Genomic DNA, 17,274 nt, shown 5'->3' with positions numbered 1-17,274 from the left:
AAGGGGGACCTTTTTGCCATGCTAAACGAACATCAGATTTGTCCAGATCTCTTATCGGTTTTCTCCATGGTAGGCTAGAAAAGCCAAGTGCTACAATACTACCAAGCACTTACCAAGGGAGTGATACCTGTTAGGCCGGCAATACGATACTCCCAGCTGGCACGTATCAGGCTCCGTACATTCATAACATTCATTCGATTCATTACATTGTGAGAGGTACGGGTTACTATGTGATGAATAAGGTCAAGTATGGATTGGAAGCGGGCTCCGTGATGCTGTTCGTTCCAGAGACGACGTTCGAATGGTGGCTCTCTTTGATTCATCAAATCTACGATCAGCAATACAGCAGTGATGCAGACTCTGCGATTGGGTTTACCTGCCAATATATCGCGGATCATTACCAGTCTCCTCTGACGGTGGAGCAGTTGGCTAAGATGGCCGGGCTTAGCGAGGGTTATTACTCCCGACAGTTCAAGCGACTGACTGGCCTCTCACCGAAAGATTACATCATTCGATTGCGAGTGACGAAAGCGAAGGATTTGCTGGCATGTTCCGGATTGACGATGACTTACATTTCCGAGTTAGTCGGGTACGATGACGAGTTTTACTTTAGTCGGGTGTTCAAGCGGATTACGGGAATGACACCTTCGTCTTATGCCAAACTATCGAGGAAATTGTGAGGTTAGCGGCTTTCCAAATTCATTTTGATTTGTGCTCAGAAAAAGATGATTGACAATAAGTGTGAAAACGCTTTATAGTTAACGTACAAAGTATGAATATACGGTTGGGCGCGAGTCTAGGAGAAGACCTTATCCGTAATCATATTCTGCCATACAATTGGTGGAATATGTTTACATGGATAAGGTCTTTTTTGCGTTCCTAATTGGATATTGATGATTTCTTACTAGAAGGTGGGACAGATATGGCAAAAGGCTACGTGTTTGATTTGGATGGTACAGTATACCTTGGGGATCGAGCCATTGAAGGGGCGGCTGATGCGATACAAGCATTGCGTTCACGAGGAGACAAGGTCGTATTTTTGTCGAATAAACCAATTGCAACGCGTCAATCTTATGTGGAAAAGTTATCTAAAATGGGAATTCCCGTAACGATCGAAGAAGTGTTGAATTCATCGCAAATCGTTGCTAAATACTTGAATCAGCGTCTCCAGCCAGGTGAGTTAGTTTTCGTTATTGGCGAGGAACCGATTGTAGAGGAACTGGTGGAAAACGGCATCCCACTTACACAGGATAGTGAGCAAGCTCACTATGTGGTGCTTTCATGGGATCGCCAATTCACGTATGACAAATTGAATAGTGTGTATCAGGCAGCGATTAGAGGTTCGATCATTATAGCATCTAATCCGGATGCGACTTGTCCACTAGACGGGGGCCAGATTCCGGACACGGGTACATTCATTGCCGCCTTGGAGGTGGCGACTGGCAAGGCGATTGATCTGGTCGTAGGCAAACCGTCCTTAATTGCCGCCGAGGCAGCTGCAGCCCATCTGGGATTGCCTTTCGAAGATTGCTTTATGATCGGAGATCGGCTGGAAACCGATATCAAAATGGCCAATGACGCTGGCATGAAATCCGTGTTGGTGCTGACGGGTGTTGCAACGAAGGAAATGGCGGATAGCTCGCCGAATCGCCCGCTGCATATTATTTCAAGTATCAAAGAGGTCATTCATTTATGATAAATCATGGTATAATGTTCTGACATCGACGAAGGGTGGAATCAAGCGTGTATCCGATTGTTGATTTAGTTGAACATCAAACCATCGCAGCTGTACAAAAGGTAGAAGATATCGAGCTGGCAATTCAAAGCCCGGCGAACATTGTGTTTTTGCTTTTCGGATCCATCTTTACTTTGAAGGAAATGGTAGACAGGCTCAAGGATGCAGGCAAGCATGTGTTTATTCACATGGATTTTATTGAAGGCATCGCATCGGATAAGAGCGGCGTTGCCTATGCAGCTCAGGTTATCAAGCCGACAGGTGTTATTTCAACGAAGAGCCACTTGATTCGCGGAGCGAAGGAAGCAGGGCTCATGGCTATCCAACGTATTTTTCTGATTGATCGAAGTGCGGTCCACCGAGGTATTAAGGCAGCGGAGCAAAGCGGTCCCGATGCCATTGAAGTGATGCCAGGCATCATGCCTCGCATTATTCGCGAAATGACAGATATGACGTCACTACCTATTATCGCGGGTGGTTTGGTTGGCAATATCAAAGAAATTGAAGAAGCGCTGGAAGCCGGTGCACTTGCTGTATCTGCAGGTTCATCCGTATTATGGCAATAAGATATACTAGCTAATTCCAAGTGGGAGAGACCAGGAGAAACCTCTTTGGAAAAGGTGCGAGATTTCCGTTCGCATTCTTTTCTAAGGAGGTTTTTTTATATTCAGGGGGGAGCAGGACGATGAGACCGACGTTTTCGGCACAGAGCCGTATCGAGATTTTAAGAAGCATGGCACAGCAGGAATTGGACGTATTAGTCATCGGTGGAGGGATTACTGGAGGGGGGATCGCACTAGATGCGGTCACTCGAGGTATGCGAATCGGCCTTATTGAGAAGAATGACTTCGGTTCTGGAACTAGCAGTCGCTCAACGAAGTTGATCCATGGCGGACTTCGTTATTTGAAGCAAGGCGACGTGAAGCTGGTGCAGGAGGTGGGCAAAGAACGGGCTATTTTGTATAAAAATGCTCCGCATCTCGTTATTCCGGCTCCGATGCTTCTTCCCGTGTATAAGGGGGGCACGTATGGTTACCTCGCCTCTTCTATCGGATTATACATTTATGATTGGCTGGCAGGTGTAGCTCGCAAAGAACGCAGAAAAATGTTGGGGCGCAGTCAGACTGTCCTTCAAGAGCCCTTGCTCAAACAAGATGGACTCAAAGGTGGAGGGTTGTATTTCGAGTACCGAACTGACGATGCGCGCTTAACGATCGATATTATGAAAACGGCTCATGCGCGTGGAGCTCAAATTGTAAACTATGCCGAGGCGACTGAGTTCATTTATCGGGATGGCAAGGTGGTTGGTGTCGAGGTTACTGATCACATAAACGGGCAAACTTTTCAAATCTATGCGAAGCACATTGTGAACGCTGCTGGGCCATGGGTAGATAAGATGCGTCAAATCGACGGTTCTTTGAAGGGGAAACGATTGTTTCTGACCAAAGGCGTCCATCTTGTTGTTGATTACGAGAAGCTGCCCGTCAAACAAGCGGCTTACTTCGATACGCCGGATGGCAGGATGGTGTTCGTTATTCCTAGGGGGAAGTCGACGTATGTAGGAACGACGGACACGGCATTCGAGAAGTCAATCGATAACCCGAGAGCGACGAAAGAGGATCGCGACTACATCATTCGGGCCGTGAATGCGATGTTCCCGAGCGTACAACTCACAATCGACGATATTCGTTCTCATTGGGCCGGTCTAAGACCACTCATCTACGAAGAAGGCAAAGGACCTTCCGAATTGTCCAGAAAAGATGAGATCTTCGTTTCGGACAGTGGCTTGATCACGATCGCAGGAGGCAAATTGACCGGATTCCGTAAAATGGCGGAAAAGGTTACCGATCTGGTGGCGCAGCACTTGGAACGTGCAGAGGGCAGGAAAATTCCCGCTTGCAGTACGGACGCTATTACCATTAGCGGCGGTGAGAACAGCGGTGCGTCCAATTTCCAAGACTGGAAGAAGGAGATGCTTCGCATTGGAAAGACGCAGGGCGTGGACAGATCAACCATGCAGGAATGGATCGATACCTATGGGACGAATGCGTTGCAAATACTGGAGTATCTCCCTGTCGCTAAGCAAGTAACCCCCAATCTAGAGCTGCAGTTCGTCCATGCTCAGTTACTGTATGCAATGGAAGCCGAAATGACAGTTACGGCGGCTGATTTCCTGAGACTGCATACAGGCTGGTCATACTTTCAATTGGAGAAGGCGGAGAAATATGCCGATATTGTCCTTCAAATGTTAAGCAGCAGCTTATCTTACAATGCGGATCAGAAGCAGAAGCAGATCGCAATGGTCGAGTCGTTATTTCAATCGATTTACGAATTGCCGGCGAATGATCATGCGATTTAACACCTTGAAAGGAGGTGAAGAGTATGGCCGCTAGCGTGTGGCATATTACTCATTTGGATTTAACGATTCGCATTTTGATGGCAGTAAGTTTGGGTGGACTTGTTGGGCTGGAGAGGGAGTGGAGCAACCACGCAGCTGGTTTACGGACGCATATTTTGGTTTGTATCGGATCCACAGCTATTATGCTGTTATCCATCTATGGCTTCTCCCAGTTCGTTACGGAAGCGAACGTACGCATGGACCCAGCCCGTCTGGCTGCGCAGGTCATTAGCGGGATAGGCTTCCTTGGAGCTGGCACGATTATGAGAACTGGTTCTACGGTATCCGGTCTTACTACGGCGGCTTCGGTTTGGGTCGTTGCAGCCATTGGTCTATGTGTAGGAGCGGGTTTCTATTACTGTGCGGTGCTGGCGACTGTTATGGTTTTGCTGAGCTTATTTGTTCTGAATAAATGGGAAAAGTTGATGATGCGGAACCGGCGAACGCAGGAGGTGGTCATTAAAATCGTCGATAAACCTGGGGTTCTGGGTACGATTGCATCGCAATTTGGCGAGCAAGGAATCCAGGTTGTTAACGTGCAGATGAAGCCTGATGGCCAAATTGAGATATCAGGCGTATCGGAAGGGGTGATGGAGCTTCGTTTTCATTTGAAAAGCGGCTATACGGAGGCGCTGTTGCAAGCGATTGATCGTATTTTGAAATCCAGCCATATTATTTCATTGGAATCCAAGGGGGTACAACTAAGCGGGGGAGCTTCCCGTGTGAATCAAACCTACGCTTTGTAAACGGTTAGGAATACACAAGTTGCTTCTAAATGATAATAAACTTGTTGACATTAACCCTAGAGATATGCCATACTCTCACTAAAGAAAACGCTTTTATTTCGTTCAAAACGATTGGGTGCGGAGATCATTGAGACAGCCCAAGAGACGAACGGACCGTGCATGAGTGTGCGGCCCTTCTGTTTCTTGTCTGCTTAATGTTCTCCTTTTTTATGCTTATCTCGTCCACGAACGATACCGATCAATGAAAATTCGCTTTAATCCAGAGAGGGGATTTGTATATGAAAAGTAAAAAATGGATAACTACACTAGCGACATCATCTTTGTTATTGACAGCATTAACGGCCTGCGGCAGCGGCGGTACAGAGACGACGGCTGAGGTTCCGCCAGCAGTTGAAGATAACACGCCTGTTACGATTCAATATTGGCATTCCCACGCAGAAGTTCAAATGCCCGCTGTGAATGACATGATCGCGGCATTCCAGAAGAAATATCCGAACATTACGGTAGAAGCTGTGTTCCAGGGAGCTTACGCTGATTTGCAAAAGAAACTTCAGGCAGCCATTGCAGCGAAAGATGTACCAGCTGTGACTAACGTAGAAGTATCTGCGCTTCCGAGCTTTGCAGACAGCGGTGCTTTCGCAGATTTATCCGGGTATATCAAACGGGATAAAGTAGACATGAACGACTTCTCACAAGGTATGGTGCAAGCGTATTCATATGATAAAAAGCAATTCGGCTTCCCGCTAATTGTCAGCACGAGCGTTATGATTTACAACAAAACCATGCTGGATAAGCTCGGCGTGCAACCTCCTCAAAAGTGGTCTGAAATTGAAGAGTTTAACAAGAAAGTAGCCGTTAAAGAAAATGGGAAAACGACTCGTTACGCATTCTCAGTTCCTGGTTGGGATACTTGGTATATGGACCCGTGGATTTCAAATGGCGGAGGCTCGATTCTTAACCCTGAGCATACCAAAACGTTGCTAGATCAACCAGACAGCATGAGATGGATCCAAAACTTCAACAAATGGTTGAAAGATGGTTCCCTTCATATGGGGTACGGTAAAGGTGCATCGGATACGATGAGACAGATGTTCTTGGATGAGAAGGTAGCTATGGTACAGCATACATCAGCGGTATTGAAAACATACTTGCAGAATGCGAAGTTTGAAGTTGGTGTATCCTTCATTCCTGGTGATAAAGAGCGCAAATCACATATTGGCGGAGCAGGAATTGTCATGATGGAAGGTGCGCAAGCTAAACAGAAGGAAGCTGCTTGGAAGTTCATCAAGTTTATGACAGATGCTGAGCACAACATCAAGTGGGCTGAAGGAACGGGCTACTTACCAACGCACAAATCGGTACTGAATACCGATGAAGGCAAGCAATATTTTGCTAAGCTGCCACAATACAAAGCTGTATTTGATAACTTTGATAACGTTGTAGGACGTCCACAGCACCCAGCTTATCCGGAGTTCAGCAAGAAGTATATGGAAGTCGTAGGTAAGATGATTTTGGAGAATGCAGATCCAGAACCGACGATGAAAGAAGCTGTGAAAGAAATCAATACCATTTTAAGCGAAAGTTAATCCGAAATAATTCGAAATAATTAGCTGTCTCGTCGTGTAGAAAGCTGAGGTTTTCTACACGACAGTTCATTTAAGTAAGTTGAGAGGGGGATACGCCATGAATACGGACAACAAGCCGAGCCAGATTCATCCAGAAGTTGGCGGTATCGTGAGAACACGTTCTCGTTCCCGCCTACTGGAATATTTGAAAGATTTCTCGTTTGCCATACCTGCATTGGTCATCCTGATGGTATTCATCTATTATCCACTAGCTAACTCGTTGTATATAAGCTTTACGAACTGGAATATGACGAAGCCGACGAAGAAGTTCATCGGATTCGATAACTATGAATATTTGTTAACCAGTAAGACCTTCTATAAGGTGCTTCAGGTTACATTCACCTATACGGTAGCGGATGTTTTGTTAACACTTGGCATTGGATTACTGCTCGCCTTGTTATTTAATCACACCTCGCGCACGTTCAATTTCATGCGGGCTATTATTTTCATGCCGCACTATGTATCAATGGTTATCGTCTCAATGATCTTCTTGTGGATTTTCAACGGTCATTACGGTCTGATGAATAACATCATGAAATGGATAGGACTCGAGCCTATCCAATGGCTTACGAATACGAAAACAGCGCTGTGGGTGCTGGTTGCCGTTGGGGTATGGAAAGGCGTCGGCTTTACGATGATTATTTTCATTTCCGGTCTAAGAAGTATACCGCTTGAATACTACGAAGCTTCCGGTATCGATGGGGCATCGAAGTGGACGCAATTCTGGAAAATTACGGTTCCGCTTCTTTCTCCAACTACATTGTTCCTTGTCATTACCCATTTCATCTCTTCGATGCAAGTGTTCCAGTCCGTTGACGTTATCACGAACGGTGGGCCGCTAGAGTCGACCAAAGCCATGGTGTACTGGATCTATGAAATGGCATTTACGGATTTCAAAACAGGCCGTGCATCAGCCTTAGTGGTGATCTTCTTCATAATTATTATCTTGTTAACCATGGTTCAGATGTATGTGTCTAAGAAGAAAGTTCATTACGAAGGGTAGGTACAAGAACATGACAAAACCGTTGCTCCACACTACCCGTATCGGTATTGCCGTTATCATTACGCTCTTGATGTTTTTCCCGATCTATTGGATGCTGATTACCGCTTTAAAAACGCCGGCCGAGCTCCGGATGTCATCTCCGACATTTTGGCCAGATAAGGTGATGTGGGAGAACTTTGCCACCGCATTTAAAGCCATTCCATTTTATCGGTTTACGCTGAATACGGTTATTCAAACTGTGGGGATTGTTTTTCTGCAGATTAATATTGGTCTTATGGCGGCTTACGCTTTTGCGAAGGGAACATTCCCTGGCAGAGACAAGTTGTTCGCACTCGTACTCGCTGCGCTTATCGTGCCAGAACAGGTTGTATTCGTACCGGTATATGTACTGATGTCGAAGTTGAATTGGATTAATACGTATTACGCGCTTATCATTCCGCATGCTGCATCTGCTTATGGCATTTTCCTCCTCCGACAAATGTTTCGCTCGATTAATAATGATGTGATCGAGGCGGCGAAAGTGGATGGTGCCAATCGGGTTCAGGTGCTGTACAAAATACTAACGCCGATGGCCATGCCTACCGTCTCTACTTTAGCTGTTATCAGCTTTATTAGTAGCTGGAATGCCTATTTCTGGCCGCTCATCATGACGAATTCGAACAAAATGCGCGTGTTAACTGTTGGTATTTCAATGATGCGGGATTCGATCGCTGGGGATGAAGCATTAAATATGCATATCATTATGTCGGCGAGTGTGCTGATAATCTTGCCGATCGTCGTGTTGTTTATTTTTGCGCAAAAATACATTGTGGCTGCTATGGCCAATTCCACTTTTAAATAACATGCATAATGCATAGGAGGTATGTGTGAATATGACGCAACCATCAGTATTAGTCATCGCTCATCGTGGTGCCAAAGGGGAGGCCCCGGAGAATACACTCGGCGCTTTCCGTCTCGGGATTGAACAGGGCTGCGACGCCATTGAACTGGACGTTCATTTATCCAAAGACGGTGAAATCATAGTCATTCATGATTTCACTATTGATCGAACAACAGATAGGAAGGGTGTCGTACATGAGATGACGCTTTCTGAATTAAAACAGGCTGATGCGGGTCGCTGGTTCAGCTCACAATATGAAGGTGAACGAATTCCAACACTAGAAGAAGTGTTCGACCTTGTTCCGCCGGAAGTGATGATTAATGTAGAGATTAAAGATTCATACGACCGTAAGCTCGAACCAGCACTGATCGAACTCATGAAAAGAAAAGATCGTGTGCATAATGTGGTTGTCTCCTCCTTCGATCACAAAAGCCTCCTCTTCCTAAAACTTTTGCTGCCTGAAGCGAAAATCGGGCTTCTATATGAAATCAATCCAGGAAGTCACGCCGGTTTGGCGACAGGATTTGGGGTTCCGGTGTATTCCCTGCATCCTAATTTTAAAAGGATTAACCGAGAGGATATCAGGGATGCCTTAAGTAAAGGAATCCAGGTGTATCCTTGGACGATTAATGACGAAAAGAAGATGAAACAAGCCATCGAAAAAGGAGCTTCTGGTATAATTACTGATTTCCCTGGTAAACTGCGCAAGATTTTGACAGCGTGGAGTCTGCCCTTAGGGGGCAAGGATGACTAGGATTCACTTCGCTTATGTTGTGGTTGTGGCGGGATTGATCGCGTTAACAACGGTAGGCTGTCAGAAGCCAATAGCGATTGCCAATGCTAAGGTGATTCCATCAGCTACACCGATCGAGGCAGTTGCTACTCCTAAGCAGGTGATGAACACAATGGCGGGGATAACCCAAGAAGAAGCGGGCATTAAGATTCGTGTGGATATGCCTGAAATCCGAACATTTCTTGAAAAGAGCAAGCAGGGACCTGTCATCCCGGCATTAAAGCAGAATGCGATCCCGCAAGGTATGGCGTACTTGGAAGAGAAGAATTGGCTATTGGTCACTCATTACCGCGAGGACGGCAAGCCTAGCATTATCTCGGTTATTGATGAGAAGAGCGGAGAGATGCTCAAAGCTCTTGAGATCTTTAAGAACGAGACTACACCTTATACAGGTCATGCAGGCGGTGTTGCTGTTAGTAACAAATACATCTGGATATCATCCGAGGGCAACGCCTACTATTTCCCCAAGGATGATCTGTTGCAGGCGGACAAAACTGGTAAAATTGTCTTTAAAGGAGCTGTTCAAACGGATACACGCGCTTCATTTAATGCTTTTGCTGATGGCATCTTATGGGTTGGTGAATTTGCACAGGGCGCCAGCTACCCTACGGACGTTTCACATTACATGACGAACCGAGATGAGAAGGAGCATAAAGCTTGGGCTGTCGGCTATAAGCTTGACCCTTCGACAGACTTGCCGAGTGGTTCTAAATTGCAAGCGTCGGGGCCGGTTGTACCTGATATGATTATTTCGCTGCCTGACAGTGTTCAAGGGATGTATCTCGACAAGGGCAGCTTATGGCTCAGTCAGTCGTACGGAAGAAACAGTATCAGCGACTTAACGCGATATAAGAACAATTTATCGGATAAACCGCATACGACGGTTAAACTCGGACAATCTGAAGTACCTGTCTGGTTTCTAGACAATAAGAACAAGATGGAGAAAATGGAAATTGCACCGATGGCTGAAGGCATATTTAAATGGAAGGGCCACATGTACATCTTATTTGAATCGGGTGCAACCAAATACAAAACCTCCACGACTTATGCGTTAGAGCGAATTTATATGCTGCCCTGGAGTGATTGAGGTACAGTGGTCGGTTGTCTATTTTTGCGTTATGATTATAAGGTATACATGATAACCGGAGGTGGACAACACGACATGATCACTGGCTTAGCTCACAGGGGCTACCCAAAAAAGTACCCGGAAAACACAATATCCTCTTTTCAGGCAGCTTTAGATTTGTCTTACAGTCATTTGGAGTTGGATGTTCAACTTACGAAAGACGGAGTGCCTGTCGTCATTCACGATACAACCGTGAATCGAACAACAAATGGTATAGGCCGTGTTGCAGACTACACATTTGAGCAAATTCGGAAATTGGACGCAGGCGGAGGTCAGCAAATTCCAACACTGAAGGAAGTTCTTTTGCTGGCGAAGGGGAAAGCTCAGGTAGATATTGAGCTGAAACAGAGCGGGTTGTTGTATCCAGGTTTAGAGGAGCAAGTATTGGAGACGATTCAAGTTGCAGGGGTTCAGGATCAAGTATTCGTAACTTCCTTCGATCATTACGCTATCGTTCGAACAAGGGAACTATCCCGGGATATTAATCTGGGACTCGTCCTTTACGGCGCAACACCTGCGGTATTCCCACTTGCTAAGGAAATTAATGCGAAGTATGTATCTGTGAAACATATTTATTTAACAGATGAATTTGTTCATCGCTGCGATGAAGCGGGTATACAGTTGATTGCTTGGACGATCGATGATGAACAAGATATGCGGAATTTGCGGTCGCAATATCCTCACATTTGGGCATGCACGAATGAGCTCGAGAGATGGATTACCGTATTTTAATATGGAAAAGGAGGAGCTCACGACGATGTTGTGGGCTCCTCCTTTTTACGTATCATCTAGCCACTCCTACAGGTCATTCTCATGCAAATAGGCAATCGTCTCCGACCGTCCAGAGACATTTAGCTTCTTATAAATAGCACTCAAATAATTCTTCACAGTCCCCGTGGTCAGAAACATGTCAGAAGCGATAGCTTGATTCGACTTTCCTTGTTTCAAATTCTTCAGAATGTTCCGTTCCTGAACAGAAAGACCAGACAACTTGTTTTCTTGTGGTTGTGTCTCAATCGATTGTAGATTTTCCTCCAGTGCCTTTTCTTCCTGTTCCTCTGAGGAACGTAGTGCTTGGACAAGGCGCGGCTGAATACTTAGCGGGTATGTAATGCCACCATCTAAGCAGACCTGAATGGTTGAGAGTATTTTTTTCGTTTCGACGCCTTTCACTAGATACCCACTGGCACCGTGACGTATCGCTTCCCATATGTAGGCTTCATCCTCAAATGAGGTCAAAATAAGTACCTTAATCTCCGGGAATTCGGCTTTGATTTGTTTGGTAGCCTCTAAGCCGTCAAGCTTGGGCATATGGATATCCATCATAACGAGTTGAGGACGATGCAACTGTACTTGTTCTATGGTGGCTATGCCATCCCCCGTTGTCGCTACGACTTTATATCCTTCTTCCATACCTAGAATAGCTGCTAATCCATCGCGGATGAGGGGTTGGTCGTCTGCGATAAGAATGGTTGTTTGAGACAATTCGATCACTCCTTCCGATCATTTTCGACTGAAGGGTATGGCTATATCCAGTGTTACTCCGCCAGATGCACCATTGTTACGTATTGAAAACGTTCCTCCAACATCTTCCACGCGTTCTTTCATCGCATTAAGTCCGTAACCATACACAATTTCGAGTGGTGGATGACCATTATCGGACAAAACGAAGCGAAGAACTTCCTCATGATACGACAATGAGAAGTGGAAATAAGTACTTAGGCCATGGCGAATGCCATTCGTCAAACCTTCTTGTAGTGCCCGATAAATCGTAAGCTCGATAATAGGTGTCAGATCAGGCGTCGTGGTATCTATAGTGTAGGCAATATCCACGTTAGTTTGCTTTTTCGTATCCTCGATCAACCGAATAAGCTCAGGTATGAAGCAGTGATCTGGGAAGTTCTCGCGCAACACATGGACAGAGCTTCGTACATCATTTAGACCTCTGAGAATACTTTCTTTCGTTCGATCGATCATCTCTTTGGCGATTGGATAATGGCTTTTCTCCAAAGCATGCGCTGCCGTCTGTAATCCGGTTAACGCTGATGTCAGCGTATGTCCAACCGAATCATGAATATCGCGGGAAATTCGCGTCCGTTCTTGTAATTTGGCCTTCTGCTCCAATGCAATTGAGGCTATCCGCAGTTGCTCGTTGTCGATAGCTAATTGATTCTTTTGTTGAAACGCAATCCTAGCAAGCAAGCTCATCCCGTAGATCGCAAAGAAATCAATCACTCTAGGAATAATTAAATAGATGTCCTCAAAAGGCGGAAACTGACGATAGATCATGACGCCTAGTAGAATACAAACATAATTGACGATCGTAAAGATAATGGCATGCTTTCTACCGTGATGAAAGGTGAACTCACCAATGAGAATTAAGAGGTAAATTTGAGAGAAATAACTTTCTGACCATACACAGATAACGAGAGCCAACGCGAGTTGAGCGTATAAAAACTGGAAGCCACTCCTACTATGCAGAGCAATCCTTAGGATATAATCCCGCATAAGGACGGCAGCCACATAGCTACAAGCTAGCAGCAGAAGTCCTACTGAAAATTTACTCGTGTGAAACAATAGTGAGAGTGTTGCACCCATCACGATGATATTCAAGGTGAGAGTCATGTTTTTATTTAAATGTACATCCATATCTTTACCCTCAAATACAAAGCTTTATTTACTGCTTATTTTACCATAAACATGACTTAAGTCATACATAGAACGCATAAAGTGTCGAAAAGGTTGCATATCTAGTGAACTTCTTCATCTTGGATAGGTCTTTAGTAGCATCTATAATATAGATAGAGGAATTATGGAATTTCCAAGGAGGCATGTCCAAATGTTGATGATTTTATGGAACTTACTAGGTGGCATTCTTCTAATCTTGAGTTTATATTTGCCGCTGAAACAATTATTGGAACGTAACCCTGAGTAGGAGGGAGTACGACTTGAAAGAAGACTGGCTTGATAGGAAAAATGGGGGCATGCATGCCTCATGTAGCACGGATTACGAGCGTATGAATGAGTTTCTAATTCAGGAAACAGGTAACTCTATGGATGTATTTTCGAATAGGTATCAAATTACGAAGCGCGAGTCGGAAATTTTCCTGATGGTCGCTATCTATGGTTTTTCCAATCACGAAATTGCCGAACGTTGTAGGATCAGCGAAAAAACGGTCAAGATTCATCTTGCTAATATAATGAACAAAGCTGGCATCAAATCGATGCGGAAATTACTTTCTCTGTTATTTAATCATGTGCTTTACTTTCGTGAAAGTAACCGATTGTCCGAGGAAAAGTAGGGATGTCATTATCTGGTGATCCAAAGCAAACCGTCCATAATCACAACAGGTGATGGGACGGTTTTTTCATTTTGGCGTAACTAATCAGCAGCCCACTGCGTCTATTACTATGTTGCTATGAAACTAATTCTAGCAGTAGCAGATATAGAGGGAGAGGGAAGAAGACGTTTATGTTGAAAAAAACAATCTTATTCGGCACGCTGTTTGTTCTATTGTTTGCAAATACCGCTTTTGCCTACGATGTACAACTACAGCCCTTCAAGGATGAGGAACAAGACTATGCCAAGGATCCGATTTACACCTTATCCGCATTAGGCATTATTAACGGCTATGAGGACCAAACCTATCGTCCCAATGATGACTTGTCTAGAGAGGCTTTCATTAAGTTGCTCGTTATGGCAGGTAAAATAGAGAGTAAAGCTGCACTGGGGAGTACTCCCGCTGATGTAGCGAAGGACCGTTGGTCGGCACCTTATATTGCTGCTGTCTTCGAACGGAAATGGCTTGATAGTTTACTAGATCAGGAGGGCTTGCTTCATCCAGCGCAGACGATCACGAGAGAAGAAGTTGCGATGCTCGTAGGGAAATCGTTGCTGGAGTCTGAAAGTGAAAAGGCTCGTCAACAATGGTTAACCATGGATTGGAAGAAAGAGCAGGTTGTTAGAGGTTTTAAGGATAATTCAACTATAAATGAGGCAATGCAACCTTATGTATATTACGCAGCGCATCGAGGTATTATGGAGGGAGATCAGACAGGATTTAGCCCGAAAGAGTCTTTGATTCGTAAGCAGGCAGCAGCTGTTATCTATCGTTTGATTGATAAGCGGATTGCTGAACATAAGATCGATTTCACAGGTTATTATGCCCTTACCTCCTACCCCGCGATTAAGCAGATGAATAAGCTTTCTCATGTGATTCTTGGTTGGTCTAGCTTGGTATATAGCGGTGCTGGAACGGCTTCATTGAACATCAAATCTCCGGATTATCGGGTTCCACTTGGTTATGAAGAGGTCATTGCCACTGCGGATGCTGCCCAAGTTACGAAGGAATTGATGGTTTTCTATGATGGTGCTAATTTAAAAGACTTCCTTCAAGATGAATCTGCCAAAAAGACCTTTATTGCATCGTTGCTCAGTACTTTAAAAGATCCAGCCTACTCGTTTACGGGGGTAAGCATTGATTTTGAAGGATTGAAGGAAGCAGGAAGTGCAGTCGACTATACCGAGTTTCTTCAGGAGTTGAAAGGTCAGTTAGGTTCGCTTACATTGTCGGTAGCCGTTCCGCCGATTTATTATTACAAGGGTTATGATTTAAAAGAGATCGGAAAGCTAGCCGATACGGTGATCCTTATGGCTTATGACTTCACACATAATGAAAGTGTTTTACCATCGGCACCCCTGCCATTAGTGAACGATACCGTGCTAACCGCGCTGCAATCGATACCCAAGGAGAAGCTTGTTCTTGGTATTTCCAAACAGGCGAACCAGTGGGTCACCCAAGCTGGCGTAACCGGGCCCGCCCTTAAACCAGCCATTGCTGATGTTGAGAAAAGGCTGGCGATGCCAGGTGTGAATACCACGTGGGACATGCCCTATTTCTTGAAGAAAGCTACGTTCGCGGACGAGCGGGGCAGCCATGTATTGTACTACGAAGATTCGCAGAGCATAGCCAAGAAGATTTGGCTCGCCAAGTTCTATGACCTGCAAGCTGTTTCCTTATGGTATATGGGCAACTATACGGCATCGGATTGGGAGCGAATTGGAGAGCAAGCGGCTAAGTAATAGTGGTATAAAGATCGACCTCATAAAAAGCTGTGATACGATTATGTAGTCATTCATCCCTTTCAGAAAAGAGAGACAAACAAGATGATCCCAATAGTTAAGTCAAAAGTTGAAACCAAGCTTCAGTCCTTCATCGGGATTGAAGCCTATATCCATAGCGAAGCGACTTCGTTTGTCTTCGTGCGTAATTTTAAGATCAAGGTTACCCATGCCTTTATAGCAGGGGAAGGACCATTTCGTACGGCACTCCGATTCGATGGGCATGGTTGGCTGCGAATGGAGGCGATCACGCATTATGAAATTGATGAAAACGGCTGTCTTTTACTGGCCGGATATGATGATCGAGGTCGGATGAACGTTGCGCTACACATTGGAAGGGAGCCGTTTCCAGAATGAATACTACCCAAAGAGGCGCAGCGAACAAGCTGCTCGCCGTATTTGCGCATCCTGACGACGAGTCATTTATTTGTGGAGGGACACTTGCCAAATACGCTAGTGAAGGGGTCAACATTACGCTGGTGAGTGCCACGCGCGGAGATATGGGACGCCGAATGGGCAATCCACCGTATCTCAATCGGGAAACGATGGCGGCTGCTCGTGAAATTGAACTACGAGATGCCTGCAAATGCTTGGGCATCCAGCAGCTCCTTTTTTTCGATATCCGCGACAAGACAGTTGAGTTTATTGATGAGGAAAGCCTGACCTCAAGAGTTGAGGCTCTAATCCGTGATGTGAATCCAGATGTCGTGCTCACGTTTCACGAAACGTTAGGTGGACACCCCGATCATTGTGCTATTGGGAAGGCTACGACGGCTGCATGTCAACGAACAGGACATCTGGACTCGTTATATTTCATAACGTTCGGTGATGCGATGGAGCGTCCGGAACGGTTTGGGTATTCCCATAAGGATGTCATGAAAATTGATGTAGCAGCTCATTTGAAAGCTAAACTGGCAGCGTTCCGGGCTCACCGCTGCCAGACGGAAATAGATGAGTGGGTATGGCTGCCAGACCATGAGGCGTTAAAGAAATTCGGCCGATATGAATACTTTTTGAAAGCGGACATTGAATCTCCGTCCAAAACTTACGATAATTTGTTCTAGTATTTCCCTTAGATCACAAGGACTTCTCGATTAGGGCAGCACTGGCTAAGTTATGAAGCACTGTACTATCCATTGGTGGATTATGCAGGCCTGCGCGAACATCCCGATAGTACCTTTCCAAAGGCTGCTTGCGGGACAAACTAGCGGCACCGACGATTCTCATCGCGAGGTCCACGACTTTGATCGCATTGTTGGTAGCAACATACTTGGCCAAGCCTAGCTCTGGTTTTAATGCTGGTCGGTTGAACTTCTCTTGATCCCAACGATCCGCCGTTGCATAAAGGAGTGCACGTGCAGTTCGTAGTTCGATTTCCATCTCGCCGATGGCATGCTGGACAGAGGGGAGTGAAGAGATCGGTTCGTTCATATGGTTCGGTTGATAGGTATGAACGAATTCAAGTGCATAATCACGTGCCGCCATGGCAATGCCCAAGTAACAAGCCGGAATATGTAAAAGCCAGCCGCCGCCATCATCCACGCCTTTTCCAGAAAGCCTCATGGTTTTATCCACGAAAACCCCATCCAAAACCACATCATGACTGCCTGTCGCTCGCATCCCGAGTGTATCCCAAGTTTCCACGATAGTTACCTGATCTGTTCGATGAACGAGGAAGTCCGCTGTTCCGTCTTCATCCGGGATAAAAGCTGATACCACAAAACGATCTAGGATCGGTGAAAGGGTACTAAACGTTTTACGCCCCGTAATTAGCCATCCGTCGGCTGTCGGGAGCGCTGTAGTTTCGGGTTTTCCGCCTCGGCTGGGACTACCAGATGCAGCTTCA

The 17,274-nt window shown here is 45.5% G+C and carries 18 protein-coding genes (1 of these 18 only partly in view); 15 read left to right on the top strand and 3 right to left on the bottom strand.

Annotated features, from left to right (window positions below; translation table 11 throughout):
• The first annotated feature begins 146 nt into the window (after positions 1 to 146).
• From ACSQ8O_RS35085 to ACSQ8O_RS35035, 11 genes are all read left to right on the top strand, one after another.
• Positions 147 to 680 (top strand): AraC family transcriptional regulator, encoded by a 534-nt coding sequence (locus ACSQ8O_RS35085; protein WP_436245580.1) that lies wholly within the window; start codon positions 147 to 149, stop codon positions 678 to 680.
• Between the two features lie 242 nt (positions 681 to 922).
• On the top strand, positions 923 to 1,696 hold the full coding sequence (locus ACSQ8O_RS35080) for an HAD-IIA family hydrolase (protein WP_436245491.1): 774 nt from the start codon (positions 923 to 925) through the stop codon (positions 1,694 to 1,696).
• Between the two features lie 47 nt (positions 1,697 to 1,743).
• A complete protein-coding gene (locus ACSQ8O_RS35075; RefSeq protein ID WP_436245490.1) occupies positions 1,744 to 2,301 on the top strand; it encodes a glycerol-3-phosphate responsive antiterminator in 558 nt (185 codons plus the stop codon).
• A gap of 119 nt (positions 2,302 to 2,420) precedes the next feature.
• Complete coding sequence (locus ACSQ8O_RS35070) at positions 2,421 to 4,094, top strand: glycerol-3-phosphate dehydrogenase/oxidase (protein WP_436245489.1); 1,674 nt, start codon at positions 2,421 to 2,423, stop codon at positions 4,092 to 4,094.
• Positions 4,095 to 4,117: 23 nt separating this feature from the next.
• The gene (locus ACSQ8O_RS35065; protein ID WP_436245488.1) at positions 4,118 to 4,879 is read left to right on the top strand and encodes an MgtC/SapB family protein; all 762 of its coding nucleotides are present in this window, start codon (positions 4,118 to 4,120) and stop codon (positions 4,877 to 4,879) included.
• Between the two features lie 278 nt (positions 4,880 to 5,157).
• Complete coding sequence (locus ACSQ8O_RS35060) at positions 5,158 to 6,465, top strand: ABC transporter substrate-binding protein (protein ID WP_436245487.1); 1,308 nt, start codon at positions 5,158 to 5,160, stop codon at positions 6,463 to 6,465.
• A gap of 97 nt (positions 6,466 to 6,562) precedes the next feature.
• A complete protein-coding gene (locus ACSQ8O_RS35055) occupies positions 6,563 to 7,507 on the top strand; it encodes a carbohydrate ABC transporter permease (protein ID WP_436245486.1) in 945 nt (314 codons plus the stop codon).
• Between the two features lie 10 nt (positions 7,508 to 7,517).
• The gene (locus tag ACSQ8O_RS35050) at positions 7,518 to 8,348 is read left to right on the top strand and encodes a carbohydrate ABC transporter permease (protein ID WP_082595349.1); all 831 of its coding nucleotides are present in this window, start codon (positions 7,518 to 7,520) and stop codon (positions 8,346 to 8,348) included.
• A gap of 31 nt (positions 8,349 to 8,379) precedes the next feature.
• The gene (locus ACSQ8O_RS35045; protein ID WP_436245485.1) at positions 8,380 to 9,141 is read left to right on the top strand and encodes a glycerophosphodiester phosphodiesterase; all 762 of its coding nucleotides are present in this window, start codon (positions 8,380 to 8,382) and stop codon (positions 9,139 to 9,141) included.
• On the top strand, positions 9,134 to 10,267 hold the full coding sequence (locus ACSQ8O_RS35040; RefSeq protein ID WP_436245484.1) for a hypothetical protein: 1,134 nt from the start codon (positions 9,134 to 9,136) through the stop codon (positions 10,265 to 10,267). Before ACSQ8O_RS35045 ends, ACSQ8O_RS35040 begins: the two co-directional genes overlap by 8 nt.
• 75 nt (positions 10,268 to 10,342) lie before the next feature.
• Positions 10,343 to 11,038: a glycerophosphodiester phosphodiesterase gene (locus tag ACSQ8O_RS35035; RefSeq protein ID WP_436245483.1), complete on the top strand. Its 696-nt coding sequence runs from the start codon at positions 10,343 to 10,345 to the stop codon at positions 11,036 to 11,038.
• Between the two features lie 66 nt (positions 11,039 to 11,104).
• Here ACSQ8O_RS35035 and ACSQ8O_RS35030 read toward each other — a convergent pair whose 3' ends face one another.
• Together ACSQ8O_RS35030 and ACSQ8O_RS35025 are read right to left on the bottom strand one after the other, a co-directional pair.
• The gene (locus ACSQ8O_RS35030) at positions 11,105 to 11,791 is read right to left on the bottom strand and encodes a response regulator transcription factor (RefSeq protein ID WP_056612921.1); all 687 of its coding nucleotides are present in this window, start codon (positions 11,789 to 11,791) and stop codon (positions 11,105 to 11,107) included.
• A gap of 18 nt (positions 11,792 to 11,809) precedes the next feature.
• A complete protein-coding gene (locus ACSQ8O_RS35025; RefSeq protein WP_436245482.1) occupies positions 11,810 to 12,955 on the bottom strand; it encodes a sensor histidine kinase in 1,146 nt (381 codons plus the stop codon).
• Positions 12,956 to 13,254: 299 nt separating this feature from the next.
• Between ACSQ8O_RS35025 and ACSQ8O_RS35020 the strand changes: the two genes are divergently transcribed.
• From ACSQ8O_RS35020 to ACSQ8O_RS35005, 4 genes are all read left to right on the top strand, one after another.
• Positions 13,255 to 13,608: a response regulator transcription factor gene (locus tag ACSQ8O_RS35020; protein ID WP_436245481.1), complete on the top strand. Its 354-nt coding sequence runs from the start codon at positions 13,255 to 13,257 to the stop codon at positions 13,606 to 13,608.
• A gap of 170 nt (positions 13,609 to 13,778) precedes the next feature.
• Positions 13,779 to 15,389, top strand: coding sequence for a glycosyl hydrolase family 18 protein (locus ACSQ8O_RS35015; protein ID WP_436245480.1), 1,611 nt, complete (start codon positions 13,779 to 13,781; stop codon positions 15,387 to 15,389).
• A gap of 84 nt (positions 15,390 to 15,473) precedes the next feature.
• A complete protein-coding gene (locus ACSQ8O_RS35010; protein ID WP_056612929.1) occupies positions 15,474 to 15,785 on the top strand; it encodes a DUF1806 family protein in 312 nt (103 codons plus the stop codon).
• Entirely contained in the window at positions 15,782 to 16,492 is a 711-nt protein-coding gene (locus tag ACSQ8O_RS35005; protein WP_056612930.1) for a PIG-L family deacetylase, read from the top strand. The genes ACSQ8O_RS35010 and ACSQ8O_RS35005 overlap by 4 nt, the downstream gene beginning before the upstream one ends.
• A 13-nt stretch (positions 16,493 to 16,505) precedes the next feature.
• Here the strand turns inward: ACSQ8O_RS35005 and ACSQ8O_RS35000 are convergent, their stop codons facing one another.
• Positions 16,506 to 17,274: the 3' portion of an acyl-CoA dehydrogenase family protein gene (locus ACSQ8O_RS35000; RefSeq protein WP_436245479.1), read on the bottom strand. It continues 392 nt past the right edge of the window; the window shows 769 of its 1,161 coding nt (coding positions 393-1,161); its start codon lies off the right edge, out of view — the gene reads right to left on this strand; it ends in the stop codon at positions 16,506 to 16,508.

Source organism: Paenibacillus sp. LjRoot56 (genome assembly GCF_964253335.1).
In the GTDB taxonomy this organism is placed as follows: Bacteria; Bacillota; Bacilli; order Paenibacillales; family NBRC-103111; genus Paenibacillus_E; species Paenibacillus_E allorhizoplanae.
This window is presented reverse-complemented; position numbering and strand designations above follow the sequence as displayed.